Annotated in this window: 11 protein-coding genes; 5 read left to right on the top strand and 6 right to left on the bottom strand. The window is 67.0% G+C overall.

Annotated elements, in window-relative coordinates; genetic code table 11:
• The first annotated feature begins 8 nt into the window (after positions 1-8).
• Positions 9-1,355 carry a homogentisate 1,2-dioxygenase gene (gene hmgA / locus EVC45_RS04955; RefSeq protein WP_129956920.1) on the top strand — a complete coding sequence of 449 codons (1,347 nt, stop codon included), beginning with the start codon at positions 9-11 and terminating at the stop codon, positions 1,353-1,355.
• Positions 1,352-2,650 (top strand): fumarylacetoacetase, encoded by a 1,299-nt coding sequence (gene fahA, locus EVC45_RS04950; protein WP_129956919.1) that lies wholly within the window; start codon positions 1,352-1,354, stop codon positions 2,648-2,650. The genes hmgA and fahA overlap by 4 nt, the downstream gene beginning before the upstream one ends.
• 54 nt (positions 2,651-2,704) lie before the next feature.
• Here fahA and EVC45_RS04945 read toward each other — a convergent pair whose 3' ends face one another.
• The 5 genes from EVC45_RS04945 to EVC45_RS04925 form a co-directional block, all read right to left on the bottom strand.
• On the bottom strand, positions 2,705-4,492 hold the full coding sequence (locus EVC45_RS04945; protein ID WP_129956918.1) for a PQQ-binding-like beta-propeller repeat protein: 1,788 nt from the start codon (positions 4,490-4,492) through the stop codon (positions 2,705-2,707).
• Positions 4,493-4,619: 127 nt separating this feature from the next.
• Positions 4,620-5,780: an MFS transporter gene (locus EVC45_RS04940; protein ID WP_129956917.1), complete on the bottom strand. Its 1,161-nt coding sequence runs from the start codon at positions 5,778-5,780 to the stop codon at positions 4,620-4,622.
• Positions 5,781-5,838: 58 nt separating this feature from the next.
• Positions 5,839-6,996: an MFS transporter gene (locus tag EVC45_RS04935; RefSeq protein ID WP_129956916.1), complete on the bottom strand. Its 1,158-nt coding sequence runs from the start codon at positions 6,994-6,996 to the stop codon at positions 5,839-5,841.
• Positions 6,997-7,197: 201 nt separating this feature from the next.
• Positions 7,198-7,590: an SRPBCC family protein gene (locus EVC45_RS04930; RefSeq protein ID WP_129956915.1), complete on the bottom strand. Its 393-nt coding sequence runs from the start codon at positions 7,588-7,590 to the stop codon at positions 7,198-7,200.
• A gap of 100 nt (positions 7,591-7,690) precedes the next feature.
• Positions 7,691-8,509, bottom strand: a complete 819-nt coding sequence (locus tag EVC45_RS04925; protein ID WP_129956914.1) for a crotonase/enoyl-CoA hydratase family protein — start codon at positions 8,507-8,509, stop codon at positions 7,691-7,693.
• A 92-nt stretch (positions 8,510-8,601) separates the two neighbouring features.
• Between EVC45_RS04925 and EVC45_RS04920 the strand changes: the two genes are divergently transcribed.
• Positions 8,602-9,225, top strand: a complete 624-nt coding sequence (locus EVC45_RS04920; protein ID WP_129956913.1) for a hypothetical protein — start codon at positions 8,602-8,604, stop codon at positions 9,223-9,225.
• 44 nt (positions 9,226-9,269) lie between these two features.
• On the opposite strand, the gene EVC45_RS04915 is transcribed toward EVC45_RS04920, so the two are convergent.
• Positions 9,270-10,265 (bottom strand): 2-hydroxyacid dehydrogenase, encoded by a 996-nt coding sequence (locus EVC45_RS04915; protein WP_129956912.1) that lies wholly within the window; start codon positions 10,263-10,265, stop codon positions 9,270-9,272.
• A 495-nt stretch (positions 10,266-10,760) separates the two neighbouring features.
• On the opposite strand from EVC45_RS04915, the gene aspT (EVC45_RS04910) reads away from it, so the two are divergent.
• Both aspT (EVC45_RS04910) and aspT (EVC45_RS04905) read left to right on the top strand, forming a co-directional pair.
• A complete protein-coding gene (gene aspT / locus EVC45_RS04910) occupies positions 10,761-12,443 on the top strand; it encodes an aspartate-alanine antiporter (RefSeq protein ID WP_129956911.1) in 1,683 nt (560 codons plus the stop codon).
• Between the two features lie 134 nt (positions 12,444-12,577).
• Positions 12,578-14,260, top strand: a complete 1,683-nt coding sequence (gene aspT, locus EVC45_RS04905; protein ID WP_129956910.1) for an aspartate-alanine antiporter — start codon at positions 12,578-12,580, stop codon at positions 14,258-14,260.
• Positions 14,261-14,337 lie beyond the last annotated feature (77 nt).

The raw sequence follows: 14,337 nt of genomic DNA, 5'->3' as shown, positions 1-14,337 counted from the left end.
AACCTTGTATGGATACCTCAACACGTACGCCGGCCGACGAACGCCTGCGGCCTGAAATCGAGCCCGGCTATCAGTCGGGCTTCCTGAACGAATTCGCGACGGAGGCATTGCCGGGCGCGTTGCCGAGCGGCCGCAATTCGCCGCAGCGCGCAGCCTACGGTTTGTACGCCGAACAGATTTCGGGCACGGCGTTTACGGCGCCGCGCGGTCACAACCGTCGCTCGTGGCTGTACCGGATTCGTCCGGCGGCGATGCACAAGCCGTTCACGCTGATGCCGTCGGAGCGGCTCGTCGCGAACTTCGCCGAAGTGCCGCCGACGCCGCCGAACCAGCTGCGCTGGGATCCGCTGCCGATGCCGAGCGAGCCGACCGATTTCATCGACGGCTGGGTCACGATGGCGGGCAACGGCTCGGCCGAAGCGATGAGCGGTTGCGCGATCCATCTGTACGCGGCGAACCGTTCGATGCAGGACCGCTTCTTCTACAGCGCCGACGGCGAACTGCTGATCGTGCCGCAGCAAGGGCGCCTGCATATCGCGACCGAAATGGGCCGGGTCGATATCGAGCCGTACGAGATCGCGGTGATTCCGCGCGGCGTGCGCTTCGCGGTGAGCCTGCCGGACGGCAGCGCGCGCGGCTATATCTGCGAGAACTTCGGCGCGCTGCTGCGTCTGCCGGAACTGGGACCGATCGGCTCCAACGGTCTCGCGAATCCGCGCGACTTCCTGAGCCCGCATGCCGCGTACGAAGACCGCGAAGGCGCGTTCGAGCTCGTCGCGAAGATGAACGGCAATCTATGGCGCGCGGACATCGGCCATTCGCCGCTCGACGTGGTCGCATGGCACGGCAACTACGCGCCGTACAAATACGACCTGCGCCGCTTCAACACGATCGGCTCGATCAGCTTCGACCATCCGGATCCGTCGATCTTCCTCGTGCTGCAATCGCAAAGCGACACGCCGGGCGTCGATACGATCGACTTCGTGATCTTCCCGCCGCGCTGGCTCGCCGCCGAAGATACGTTCCGGCCGCCCTGGTTCCATCGCAATGTGGCGAGCGAGTTCATGGGCCTCGTGCATGGCGTCTACGACGCGAAGGCCGAGGGCTTCGTGCCCGGCGGCGCGAGCCTGCACAACTGCATGACGGGTCACGGCCCGGACGCGGACACGTTCGAGAAAGCGTCGCATATCGACACCTCGGTGCCGAAGAAGGTCGACGACACGATGGCCTTCATGTTCGAGACGCGCACGCTGATCAAGCCGACCCGCTTCGCGCTCGAAACCGCGCAACTGCAGGCGCATTACTACGAGTGCTGGCAAGGCCTCAAGAAACACTTCAATCCGGAGCAACGATGAACGCGGTAAACGATCTCCAGGCGACGCTCGATGCGTCGCGCAAGAGCTGGATCGAGTCGGCCAACGACCCGGCCAGCGACTTCCCGATCCAGAACCTGCCGTTCGGCATTTTCAGCGACCGCGGCAACGACGCGCGCCGCGTGGGCGTCGCGATCGGCGATCAGATCGTCGATCTGGCCGCGTTGCAGGCCGAGGGTCTCGTGAGCGTGCCGGCGCCGAACGTATTCGCACGCGATGCGCTGAACGATTTCATCGCGCTCGGCCGCGACGCGTGGCGCAGCGTGCGTATCCAGCTGAGCCGACTGCTCGCGCGCGATACTGCGACGTTGCGCGACGATGCCGCGTTGCGCGCGAAGGTGCTGGTGCTTGCGGCCGATGCGCGTCTGCATCTGCCGGTGCAGATTCCGGGCTACACGGATTTCTATTCGTCGAAGGAACACGCGACCAATGTCGGCTCGATGTTCCGCGATCCGAAGAATGCGCTGCTGCCGAACTGGTCGGAGATGCCGATCGGCTACAACGGACGGGCGTCGTCGGTGGTGGTGAGCGGCACGCCGGTGCGTCGTCCCAATGGTCAGCTGAAGCTGCCGGATCAGGAGCGTCCGGTGTTCGGCGCGTGCCGCAAGCTCGACATCGAACTGGAGACGGGCTTCATCATCGGCGGGGGCAATGCGCTCGGCGAGCCGATCGCATGCGAGGACGCGGAGGCGCACATCTTCGGCATGGTGCTGCTGAACGACTGGAGCGCACGCGACATCCAGCAATGGGAATACGTGCCGCTCGGTCCGTTCAACTCGAAGGGCTTCGCGACGACGATCTCGCCGTGGGTCGTCACGCTCGACGCGCTCGAACCCTTCCGCGTCGCGCAGCCGGTGCAGGAGCCAGAGCCGCTCGCATATCTGCGCCATCAAGGACAGCATGCGTTCGACATTCATCTCGAAGTGACCTTGCGTGCGCAACAGGCGCGGCAAGCGAGCACGATCGCGCGGACCAACTTCAAATACATGTACTGGACGATGGCGCAGCAGCTCGCGCATCACACGGTGGCGGGCTGCAACACGCGGGTGGGCGACCTGATGGGCTCGGGTACGATCAGCGGGCCGAGCGAGGATTCGTACGGCAGCCTGCTCGAGCTGACGTGGAACGGCAAGAAGCCGCTGGAGTTGAAGGAGGGCGGCACGCGCACGTTCATCGAGGACGGTGATGAGTTGACGCTGCTCGGCTGGTGCCAGGGCGACGGCTATCGCGTGGGGTTTGGCCCGTGTGCCGGAGAGATTCTGCCGGCCCGAGGCTGAGTGCGGCAGTCACGATGAACGAGGGCCGGCGCGCAAGCCGGCCCTGGTCGTTTTTCATCCACCCAGCAAGCCGAACACCGCTACGCCGTTCGTCGTGCCGACATACACCTTGCCGTTGGCGATCATCGGCGTGATGAACTTGTTGCCCGTGCCGACCTGATCGCGTATGCCCATCTGGTTGCTGTTGTACAGCTCGTTGAGCGTGACCGGATCGAACGCATGCAGGGCCGCGACAGTGCCGTTTTCGGCGGCCCACACGATGCCGTTGGTGGTGCCGTTCGCCGAGATGCTCGGCGTCGTGCCGGGATAGTCGAACGTCATCGCGCTTTGCGCGGTCGGTGTGATCGACAGCTTCGCGTTGGTCACGGTGAACGCCTTCAGATGATCGCCGACCGAGCCGAAATACACGCGCCCGTTGAAATAGGCGGGCATGCCGAATTCGCCGCCGGCCAGTTGCGCGGGAATCTCCTGATAGATGTTGTTGACCGTCGGGTTGAACTTGCCCATCGAGTCGCGATTCAGCACGTAGATGGTGCTGTCCTTGCCCGCGCCGAGCGCCAGATGCCGGACGGTGCCGCTCGCGTCGGTCAGGTCTGGCAGCACCAGTGCGCCGCCGGAGCCGAGGTCGATGTCGTCGCTGGCTTCCTGCACGACGTTCGTCATCGCGAAGTAGTCCGCCACCGCCAGGCCGCCGAACGTGCCGAGCTTCAGGAATGAATTGCCGAAGTCCTTGCTGGCCGGAAAGCCGCTCGAGGTCATCGTCGTATCGAAGGTGCCGTTGGCATCGAGCAGATAGATCGACGAGCCGTCCGACGCCGGTCCCGAGCCGCTCATCCAGATCGCGCCGCCGAGACCGTTAGGCGTCACGTTGAGCACCGTGGTCTGCTGCAGCGTGTCGGCGCCGTAGCCCATGATCCAGCCCGTATAGCCGCCGTCGTCGCAGTGCGAGGTCCACGCCGTGTAGACCGTGTTGCCGAGCAAAAGCAGACCGGCGCGCTCCGCATACAGCGACGGAGTGAACGGCACGACCCCGTTCGTCGTGCCCGCGCCGCCGCCCGGATAAGAGGCGGCGATCTCGGTGGGACCGTTCAGCAGTTCGGCGCCGCTCGCGAGGTCGAGCGCGTGAAGGCGGTGATGGTAGCCGCCGGCCGCGTCCTTCGACATCGCGACGACGTAGATCGTGCCGTGCGTGCCGCGCGAGCGGTCGATCACCGGCGTCGCGGTGATGCCGATGGTGTTCTCGATCTGGCCGCAGCCGCGGTCGTCGCTCGGGGTTTCGCCAGTGCCGAGCGTGCGCACCTGCCATAGGGTCGTGCCGGTGTCGGCATCGAATGCGAACAGGCTGTCGTTTTCGGTCGCGACGTACAGCACGTTGTGGGTGCCGCCCGCGATCGTCAATGCGCGCACGAATAACGGCTGCGCGTCGACCTTGCCGTCGACGCTAAAGAAGCCGACCTTGCCGAACGTCGAAGCCGTCACGTTGGCGGGCGTCAGCGTGGTTTCGCCGAGGTTCTGGCCGGTGCGCGCGATGTCGTCGTGAAAGGTGAGCACGTCCTGCGAGGCTGCCGACGATGCGCCGCTCATCGACGTGCCCATGCCGCTGCCCGAAGTACCCGTGCCGCCGGTGCCGGCGCCGCCGCTCGTGGTGCCGCCGCTGGTGCTGCCGCCGCTCGCCGCGCCCGGGCTGGAGGCGCCCGACGCGCCGCTGCCACCGACGCTCGAGCCCGACGGGGCGCTGCTGTTTCCGCCTCCGCCGCCTCCACAGTTCGCGGCGACGATCGCGGCTACCGCGATCGCCGTGCCCAACAGGCTTGCACGGAGCAACAGGCGCATCGAGACCATGGCGGACTCCCCGTTGCTTGCGGCGGCGCCACGAAATATGGGCCCTGCGTCAAATCTCCGCGCAACGTGGATTGAAGATTATCACCCTGCGTATAGATCGCAAAAGCCAGCAATTGGCGTCGATTCATCAACCCGGCGCCCGCGACACGAGGCGCCGGCGCTCCCACCACGCCGCCACTAAAAACGCGAGCGCCGAGCACAACAGCACGCCGACCACCGCATCGTGGCCGACCGTTTTCATCAACGCGCCGGCGACCAGCGGGCCGCCGAAACTCGCCGCGCTCCACGACGCGCCGACCAGCGAACTCGCCGACACCAGCGCGACACCGCGAAAGCGCTCGCCGCACGCCACCAGCGACAGCGTGTAGATCGCGCCCGCGGCCGCACCGAGCACATACAGCAGCGGCCAGCGCAGCCACGGCGAGCCGACTGCCCACGGCAGCAGCGGCAACAACGCGACCACCACGACGCCGCAGCCGATATGCACGCGTTCGCGGCCGAGCCGGTCGGCGAGCCAGCCGATCGGAAACTGCATCGTCGTATCGCCGAGCAGCAGCGCCGACGCGAACAGCACGGCCACTTCGCTCGACATGCCATGCGCCATCGCGAACAGCGGCAGCAGCGATAGCGCGATCGTGTCGAACAGCGCGAAGAAGCCGGTGCCGATCACGAGCGCGGGCATGCGAGGCAGTACGCGGCGCCAGCCGCCATGCTCGGCGTGTTCGTCGCTCGATGCGTGCGGGGTGGCGCGGATCGTCGCGAGCAGCGGCAGCGCGAGCAGGAAGATCGCGCCGCACAGCAGGAAGCGTCCCTGCGTGAAGCCGGCGATCTGGCTCACCAATACGGGGCCCGACATCTGGAACAGCGTGAAGTTGGTCGCGTAGATCGCGATCACGCGGCCGCGCGACGCATCGTCGGCGAGCTGGTTGACCCACGCTTCGCCGATCGTGAACAGCAGCATCAGCGCCGCGCCGCACAGCACGCGCAGCAGCGCCCATAGCCACAGGTTCGCGGTGAGCTGCATCAACGCGGTCGCGCCGGCCACCACCAGTACCGCGCCGACGATCACCTGACGGCCGCCGAAGCGCGCCGCGATCCAGCCGGCGAGCGGCACCACGACGAGACCGCCACCCGCCTGCGCGGCGGTCAGCAGGCCGACCACGTCGGTGCCGTAACCGGCTTGATCGAGCGCGAGGGCGGTGAGGGGAAGGGTGGCGCCGCTGCCGAGTCCGACGACGGCGACGCTCAGAATCAGCGCGAGGAAATCGCGGGTGAAGATGACTCTCATCGGCGGGGATGCTACTACGGGCAGGAAGGTTGGGCACCTGGCGGCGCCCGCTCCAGCATTACCCGGCCATCGCTACCCGTCGCTCGATCGACACCGACCACAACGTCAGCAGCAGTGCGCCGAGCGCGGTCGCGACGCCGACCCACGGCAGCGTCGTCAGCGGCGCGCCGGCGCCGATCGCCATGCCGCCGAGCCACGCGCCGGTCGCGTTGCCGAGATTGAACGCGCCCTGATTCAGCGTCGACGCGAGATTCGGCGCATGGCTCGCGCGATCGACGATCAGCATCTGCAGCGGCGGCACGATCGCGAAGGCGAGCACGCCCCACACGAACACGGTCAGCATCGCCGGAAAGCGCGCGTGCATCGTGCCCGCGAACACGCACAGGATCACGACGATCGCCATCAGGAACGCGACCAGCGACGGCATCAGCCGCCAGTCCGCGAGCTTGCCGCCGAGCGTGCTGCCGACCGTCAGGCCGAGGCCGAACAGCAGCAGCACCAGCGTGACCGCGTGCGGCGTGAAGCCGGTCACGTCCTCGAGAATCGGCGTGATGTAGGTGAAGGTCGAAAACAGGCTCGCCGACGCGAGCACGCTGATGCCGAGCACCATCAGCACCTGCGGGTTCTTCAGCACGCTGAATTCGCGCACGAGGCTCGCCTTGTGCATCTCGATCTTCGCGGGCAGGCACACCGCGAGCGCGGCCGCCGCCAGCACGCCGATGCCGGTCACGGCCCAGAACGTCGCGCGCCAGCCGACCGCCTGGCCGAGCGCGGTGCCGAGCGGCACACCCAGCACGTTGGCGAGCGTGAGGCCGGTGAACATCAGCGCGATCGCCTGCGCACGGCGATTCGGCGCGACGAGCCCGGCCGCGACCACCGAGCCGATGCCGAAAAACGCGCCGTGGCAGAACGCGGTGACGATGCGCGCGGCCATCAGCACCGCGTAGCCCGGCGCGATCGCGCACAGCAGATTGCCGACGATGAACACGCCGATCAGGCTCATCAGTGCCTTCTTGCGCGGCATGTTGGCGACCGCGATTGCGACGATCGGCGCGCCGATCGTCACGCCGAGCGCATACGCGGACACCAGCATGCCGGCCGCCGGAATCGACACGGACAGATCGCGCGCGACGTCGGGCAACAGGCCCATGATGACGAACTCGGTGGTACCGATTCCAAACGCGGCAACCGCGAGGGCAAGCAGAGGCAAAGGCATGGCGATGATGGGGTGTGACGCGTGAAGCGGCGCGAACAGCGGGCGCCGGGCGGGCGTTTCCGAGGGCGGGAACGCGGTCGCCGGATAGGGGGAAAACAGTAGGGGATTCTACCTAAGTCAAATCTGGCTTGCAGGCTGTCAGGGAAGGTGTTGTTTTTTGCGGAACGCGGCGGCGGCAACCCCCGGGCAGCCGGGCCGCGCTCAGCGCCGCGCGAGATTGCGCGCGAGCGCCGCGCAGCCCGCATCCGTTAGCGCTTCGACCACGGCGCTGCGCTCGTCGGGCTTGAAGTCGGCGATCCAGATCACGCGGCAACGCGAGGGCGTGTCGGCCACGACCTGCAGGGTCGCGTGATGATGCTCGAAGCGTCCGCCGCCTACCGAGTAGGCGAGCCGCATGTGCGCATCGTCGACGGCGATCACGCGTTCCTCGATCACGGTGCCGTCGGCGAAGGTGACCCAGCGCAGGTCGCCTTCCATGCGCGCCGCGATCAGCACACCGGCGAACACGCGCGCGACCCCGGCGGGATCGCCCAGCGCCGCCCATGCATCGGCCGCGGCGGTTTCCACGGCGATTTCCCGGTAGATCGTAGCCATCTCGATTCCTCTCGTTCGTTTCGGGTAATCCGGGTCTCATGTGCACGGCCGGTGTCACGAGGAGCGCTTGCAAACCTCGCGCCGATCGCGCCGCGCCGTCCTATCCGCGCTCCCCGTCGATGCTGCCGCCATGCCGGCCCGCGCCGGACGCAAAGCGCGCCGCACCCGCCACGCCCTCGGCGAAGACCGCCGCGTAGCCGCCGGCGCCTTCGCGCCGCAGCGCCTCGGCGAGATCGTCGAGCGTGCTGTTCTCGAGCGCGGAGCGGCGATCGGCGAGCAGCGCCGCCGGCGGAAAGGCGGCCAGCTCCGCGGCCAGTTGCTCGGCGGCCGCGCGCGCTTGGCCCTTCGGCACCACGCGGTTGGCGAGCCCGAACGCGAGCGCTTCGCGCGCATCGACCGCGCGGCCGGTCAGGATCAGATCGAGCGCGCGCGACAGACCGATCAGCCGCGGCAGCCGGATCGTGCCGCCGTCGATCAACGGAATGCCGACACGCCGGCAGAACACGCCGAGCACCGCGTCTTCCTCGACGACGCGCAGGTCGCACATCGCGGCAAGCTCGAGTCCACCGGCGACCGCATAGCCGGCGATCGCGGCGATCACCGGCTTGCTGAAGCGTGCGCGTGTCGGCCCCATCGGACCCGGGCCGCTGCCGTCCGCGTGCAGCTCGTTGCGGCGCGTGTCGTCGGCGAGTGCGCTCAGGTCCGCGCCTGCGCAAAACGTGCCGCCCGCACCGAACAGCACGGCCGCGCGCCACGCGGGCTCGGCCTCGAAGCGGCTGAACGCGGCGCTCAACGCATCGGCCACCTGCCGATCGACCGCGTTGCGGCGCGCGGGTCGGTCGAGAACTATCGTGGCGATCCCTTTGTCGTGATCCGCCTCTATTCGCACATAGTGATTGAAATATTGGTTGGCTATCATCGTTACGTACCTTAAGGGAGCCTGAAGGCCGGTGAATTAATCCGCCAGTGTTGCGGCACGCTCATGCAGCGTGATTAATCAGGTGGGAAGTCATGTTTCTGTCACACCCCGCTCGTAGCGTTAGCGCTCTATTAATGCGCTGGCTTCCTGCCGCCAGCTTGCCGAGCCTGCCTTTGTCCCTGTCTCTGCCCACTTCAACGCCGGCCCCTGTGCCGGGTTGCGCCGAAACGGTCTGGATCGTGCCGTTGCGCGAGCATTCCTGGTACGACCATGTGCGCCTGAAGCGCGTATTCGTCACCGACGGCACCCGTCACCAGGTCGTGCTCGTCGATCTGCGCAAGCTGCTCGCGTGCGCGGATCGCGACAACACCGACTACGTGCTGAAGCCGGTCGCCGAATGGCATGCGGGCAAGGTCCGCGGCATTCGGGAGTTTCTCGATCCCGACAGCGCGCGCATTCCGCAGATGCCCTACGTGACGATCTCCACGCGCCGCGGGCCTGGACTGCTCGGCTGGGTCGGCATCGAGCGCGAAGGGGTGGTGGCGTTTCGCAACGGCCAGCATCGCGCGCGCTATCTGGCCGAGGCGGGCGCGCGCTGGTGTCCGGTCGAAGTGCACGAGCGCGAGGCGGGCTTGCTGCGCGACCTGTGCGGCGCGGCCGATGACGCCCGCACCGAGATTCGCTCGACCCAGCTGGGCGGCGACAGCGACCTCTAGCTTTCGCGGTCCGCGGCAAGCCGCGTACGCCACGCTTACCACCGCTACCCCGCCCGCACGACGTTGCGCGGCGTGCCCGCCTGCCACGCCGCGATGTTCGCGAGCGTGGTCTGCGCGATCTCGGTCATCGCCTCGCGCGTGAAGAACGCCTGATGCGCGGTGACGATCACGTTCGGGAACATCAGCAGACGCGCGAGCACGTCGTCCTGCAGCGGCAGATTCGAATGATCCTCGAAGAAGATGCCGCCTTCCTCCTCGTACACGTCGAGCCCCAGATTGCCGAGCTGGCCGTCCTTCAACGCGCCGATCAGCGCGTTCGCCTCGACGAGCCCGCCGCGCCCGGTGTTGATCAGCATCGCGCCGCGCTTCATCTTGGCGAGCGCGGCGCTGTCGATCAGGTGATAGGTGTCGGGCAGCAGCGGGCAATGCAGACTGACGACGTCCGATTCGGCGAGCAACGTATCGAGCGGCACGTAGCGCGTGCCGAGCGCGAGCAGCTCGTCGGAGGGCGGTCCCGGATCGTAGGCGAGCACCTGCATGCCGAAGCCGGCCATGATGCGCGCGAACACCCGGCCGATGATGCCCGTGCCGACCACGCCGACCGTTTTGCCGTGCAGGTCGAAGCCGAGCAGCCCATGCAGCGAGAAGTCGCCTTCGCGGGTGCGCGCGACCGCGCGCGGCAGGCGCCGGTTCAGCGCGAGAATCAGCCCGACCGCGTGCTCGGCGACCGCATACGGCGAGTACGCCGGCACGCGCGCGACCGGCATGCCGAGCCGCTCGGCCGCCGCGAGGTCGACGTGATTGAAGCCCGCCGAGCGCAGCGCGATCATGCGCGTGCCGCCCGCGTGAAGCCGCTCGAGCGTGGCGGCGTCGACGTTGTCGTTGACGAACGGGCAGACCACGTCGTAGCCATGCGCGAGGATCGCGGTTTCGCTATCGAGCGGGGACTCCTGGAAATGCAATTCATAGCCGTGCGCGGCATTGGCCTCGGTGAAAGTGTCGACGTCGTATTGACGACTGCTGAACAGGATCGTGCGCATATCGGGCTCCGAAGAAGCGTGCTTCAGACGTTTTGCGAAGTCGGTTTTCCGTAAGAAAATGACATTGACAGAGTTGCCAAACTCCAATATCAATTAACCAGCATTCCGAACAAAGCATGTACAAACATGCTGCAAGAAACTGGCCAAACAGCAGATTATCTTTTTCACGATGTTAGGCGACTTCGCGATGAAAGAGTAACTGTTGGGCGTTCGGGAAATCGTTCCACCGCCGGCAATGCCGGGCGGCGCGTTCGTCCGGGCGTCCTGGTGCCCCGCTGTGCGGCTCTTCCGGCACCCAACGCGTGGATTTCCTTTCATAGCTGCGTTTTTCTGCTTCCCGCTATCGGCCATTTGATGTGCCATGCATCGCGCCTGCTGCGCGCGCGACGTCACCATCGCGTCACCTGCGTCACCTTGCGTCAGACGGTTTGATTCGGTTTTCGAGCGGTTGGTGTTCTGTTTTTCTTTAATCAACCAGTAAATCGTCGAGCCAACATGATTGGTGAATTGCTGAGATCGCAACCCGAAATCGCGCTTTTCGCGTGTCTCGCCATTGGCTATTTCATCGGCTCGTTTCGTATCGGCCCGATTCAGCTCGGCGGCGTGTGCGGCACGCTGATCGTCGCGCTGGTGCTCGGGCAGAGCGGCGCGCGCATCGCCCCCGACCTGAAGAACATCGCGTTCGCGCTGTTCATCTTCGCGCTCGGCTTTACCGGTGGGCCGCAGTTCTTCGCGAACATCGGGCGCGGCTGGCGCTATGGGCTGCTGTCGGTGATCGAAATCGTCTCGGTGCTGCTGCTGATCCTGATCGCGGTCAGCGTGATGCGGCTCGACGTTGGCACCGCGGCCGGACTGCTCGCGGGCGCGGCGACCGAGTCGGCGGTGATCGGCACCGCCTCCGAGGCGATCGCGCGGCTCGGTCTCGGCGACGCGGCCACGCAGCGTCTGCAGGCCAATATCGTGACCGCTTACAGCGTCAGCTACCTGTTCGGCCTGATCACGATCGTGCTGTTCACGAGCCAGTTCGCGCCGCTGCTGCTGCGCGTCAACCTGCGCGAAGAAGCCGAGCGCGTGTGGCGCAAGCTCGGCGGCGAAGGCGCGTTCAGCGAGGGGCAGAGCGCAGCGGCGCCGGCGCTGGTCGGCCGGGCGTTTCGCATCGGCAATGCGGCTGGCCTGACGGTGCGCGGGCTCGAGGAGCAATACGGCTACAACCTGACCGTCGAGCGGATCGAGCGCGACGGCGCGGACCTGCCGGTCGCCACGGAGACGCGGCTCGCGGCCGGCGATGTGGTGCTCGTCGCCGGCCGCCGCGCCGCGGTCGTCGCGGCGTCGGCCGGGCTCGGCGAAGAGGTGCTTGGCGCCGATTTCGCCCAGGTGTTCGCGCAACGGCTCGATGTGGTGCTGACGCGGCCCGACGTCAACGGCATGACGGTCGCGCAGCTACGTGCGCAGGCCAAGCCGGAAAACGCGCGCGGCGTTTATATCGCCGCGATCACGCGGCTCGAATCGACGATTCCGGCGCTGCCCGGCACCGAGCTGCATCGTGGCGACGTGCTGACGCTGGTCGGCGCGAAAACCGACGTCGAGCGCGGCGCGAAGCGGCTCGGCTACGTACTGCCGCCCACCCAGAAGACCGACTTCGTCTATCTTGGCCTCGGCGTGCTGGTCGGTATGGCGATCGGGCGGCTCGGCGGCACGATCGGCGGCGTGACGCTCGCGCTCGGCACGGGCGGCGGCTGTCTGCTGTCGGGGCTGCTGTTCGGCTGGGTGCGCTCACGCCATCCGCTGGTCGGCTCGCTGCCGTCGGCGGCCGCGCAGATCATCAAGGACTTCGGACTCGCGACGTTCATCGCCGCGGTCGGGCTGTCGGCCGGGCCAGACGCGATCAAGCTGGTGCGCGAATACGGACTCGCGCTGCCGCTCGCCGGCATCCTGATGGTGCTCGTGCCGGGGCTGCTGTCGCTGTGGATCGGCCGTGCGCTGCTGAAGCTCGAAGCGCCGATGCTGCTCGGGGCGATCGCAGGCCAGCAGTGCAGTACGCCGGCGATCAGCGCGCTCGTCGGCGTGACCGGCAACTCGACGCCGGTGATCGGGTACACGATCACCTACGCGCTCTCCAACATCCTGTTGCCTTTGATGGGGCCCGTGGTGGTGGGTCTCGCCGGCAAGCTCGGCTAGCCGGACTTGCCGCAGCCGCATGCCGCGCGGCGTTTCGCAGCTCGCGGCAAATCAGGCGCTCGCGCGGCACAGGCGCGCGCCGTACCCGTACCGGGTATCACCAACGAACCCGCCAACTACCTAGCGAGGGAACGATGGACTGGCTACACAACATCTTTCACAAGTCACCGGAGATGGCGCTGTTCCTGTCGCTCGCGGTCGGCTATTTCATCGGCCAGATCAACTTCGGCAAGTTCCAGCTGGGCGGCGTGGGCGGCTCGCTGCTGGCGGCGGTCGTGATCAGCCAGGCGGGCGTGACGGTCGACAACGGCGTGAAGGCGGTGATGTTCGCGGTGTTCATCTACGCGGTCGGCTACGACTCCGGGCCCGGTTTCTTCAATTCGCTGAACCGCAAGACGCTGCGTGAGATCGCGATGGCCGTGTTTCTCGCGGTCAGCGCGCTGATCACGGTGGTGGTGTGCGCGAAGCTGTTCCATCTGAACAAAGGGCTCGCTGCCGGGCTCGCGGGCGGCGCGCTCACGCAGTCGGCGATCATCGGCACCGCGGGCGACGCGATCGCACGGCTCGGCCTGCCCGGCGATCAGGTCAAATCGCTGCAATCCGATGTCGCGATCGCGTACGCGGTCACCTACGTGTTCGGCTCGCTCGGCGCGATCATCGTGTGCGTGAACATCCTGCCTAAGTTCATGGGCCAGGGCTTGCGCGAAGCGTCGATCGAGGCGGAGCGCGAGCTGTCGTCGGGCGCGCCGACGCGCGGGCCGAGCCAGGTGGCCGCGCTGCCCGAACTGGTCGGGCGCGCGTACCGGATCGACTTCAGCGCCGGCAAGACCGTGCAGGCGGTCGAGTCGTTGCACGGCGAAGGCCTGACGATCGAGCGCGTCAAGCGCGGCAGCCAGCAGATCGAGCCGACGCCCGACTTCGTGCTGCAACCCGACGACGTCGTGCTCGTCGTGGGCCGCCGCGAGGCGGTCGTCGCGTTCGGCGCGAAAGGCAACGAGGTCGGCGACGCCGAGGACATCGGCGTGGTGATGCAAACGCGCGAAGGCGTGTTCACGCGCAAGGGCATGAATCACACGACGATCGCGGCGGCGCGCCAGCTGATCGATCGCGACACGCGGCACGGCGTCTACGTGCAGAGCATCTCGCGCGCCGGGCAGCCGTTGCCGGTGCTGCCCGATACCGAGCTGCAGCACGGCGACGTGATCACCTTCTACGGCTCGCCGAAAGACACCAAACGCGCAGTGGAAACCGCCGGCTACGAGCTGCCGTACAGCAACAAGACCGACTTCATCTACATGGGCGTCGGTCTCGTGATCGGTCTGCTGATCGGGCTGATCGTCGTCAACGTGGGCGGCGTGCCGCTCACGCTCGGCTCGGGCGGCGGCTGTCTGCTGTCGGGTCTCGTGTTCGGCTGGATGCGCGGCAAGCATCCGATGTACGGCGTGATGCCGTCGGCCGCTTCGCAACTGCTGAAGGACTTCGGGCTCGCCGCGTTCGTCGCGGTAGTCGGACTGAACTCGGGCTTGCAGGCGGTCGTCACCGTCAAGCAGAGCGGCATGACGATTTTCCTGCTCGGCGTGTTCGTCACGCTGTTCCCGCTGCTGCTGACGATGCTGTTCGGCCGCTACGTGCTGCGCTACAACAACGCGGCGATTCTGGCCGGCGCGCTGTCCGGCTCGCGCAGTGCCAACCCGGCGTTCGGCGGCGTGCTCGACAAGGCCGAAAGCGCGGTGCCGACCGTGCCGTTCGCGATCACCTATGCGATCGCGAACGTCGCGCTAACGCTGCTCGGGCCGCTGGTGATCGGGCTCGTGTAGCACGCTGATTGATCGCACGTTTGGAGCATCTTTAGCGCACGGTGATCGAACGCGTTCCGTATCGATCTCGATAGCCG

Origin of the sequence: Paraburkholderia sp. UYCP14C (assembly GCF_004197395.1) — a bacterium.
Lineage (GTDB): Bacteria > Pseudomonadota > Gammaproteobacteria > Burkholderiales > Burkholderiaceae > Paraburkholderia.
The sequence above is the reverse complement of the archived record's forward strand: the minus strand, read 5'-3'. Positions and strand labels throughout refer to the sequence as shown.

Coding starts and splice junctions, on each gene's coding strand:
- hmgA (WP_129956920.1), top strand. CDS start 9: ATGGATACCTCAACACGTACGCCGGCCGACGAACGCCTGCGGCCTGAA.
- fahA (WP_129956919.1), top strand. CDS start 1,352: ATGAACGCGGTAAACGATCTCCAGGCGACGCTCGATGCGTCGCGCAAG.
- EVC45_RS04945 (WP_129956918.1), bottom strand. CDS start 4,492: ATGGTCTCGATGCGCCTGTTGCTCCGTGCAAGCCTGTTGGGCACGGCG.
- EVC45_RS04940 (WP_129956917.1), bottom strand. CDS start 5,780: ATGAGAGTCATCTTCACCCGCGATTTCCTCGCGCTGATTCTGAGCGTC.
- EVC45_RS04935 (WP_129956916.1), bottom strand. CDS start 6,996: ATGCCTTTGCCTCTGCTTGCCCTCGCGGTTGCCGCGTTTGGAATCGGT.
- EVC45_RS04930 (WP_129956915.1), bottom strand. CDS start 7,590: ATGGCTACGATCTACCGGGAAATCGCCGTGGAAACCGCCGCGGCCGAT.
- EVC45_RS04925 (WP_129956914.1), bottom strand. CDS start 8,509: ATGATAGCCAACCAATATTTCAATCACTATGTGCGAATAGAGGCGGAT.
- EVC45_RS04920 (WP_129956913.1), top strand. CDS start 8,602: ATGTTTCTGTCACACCCCGCTCGTAGCGTTAGCGCTCTATTAATGCGC.
- EVC45_RS04915 (WP_129956912.1), bottom strand. CDS start 10,265: ATGCGCACGATCCTGTTCAGCAGTCGTCAATACGACGTCGACACTTTC.
- aspT (WP_129956911.1), top strand. CDS start 10,761: ATGATTGGTGAATTGCTGAGATCGCAACCCGAAATCGCGCTTTTCGCG.
- aspT (WP_129956910.1), top strand. CDS start 12,578: ATGGACTGGCTACACAACATCTTTCACAAGTCACCGGAGATGGCGCTG.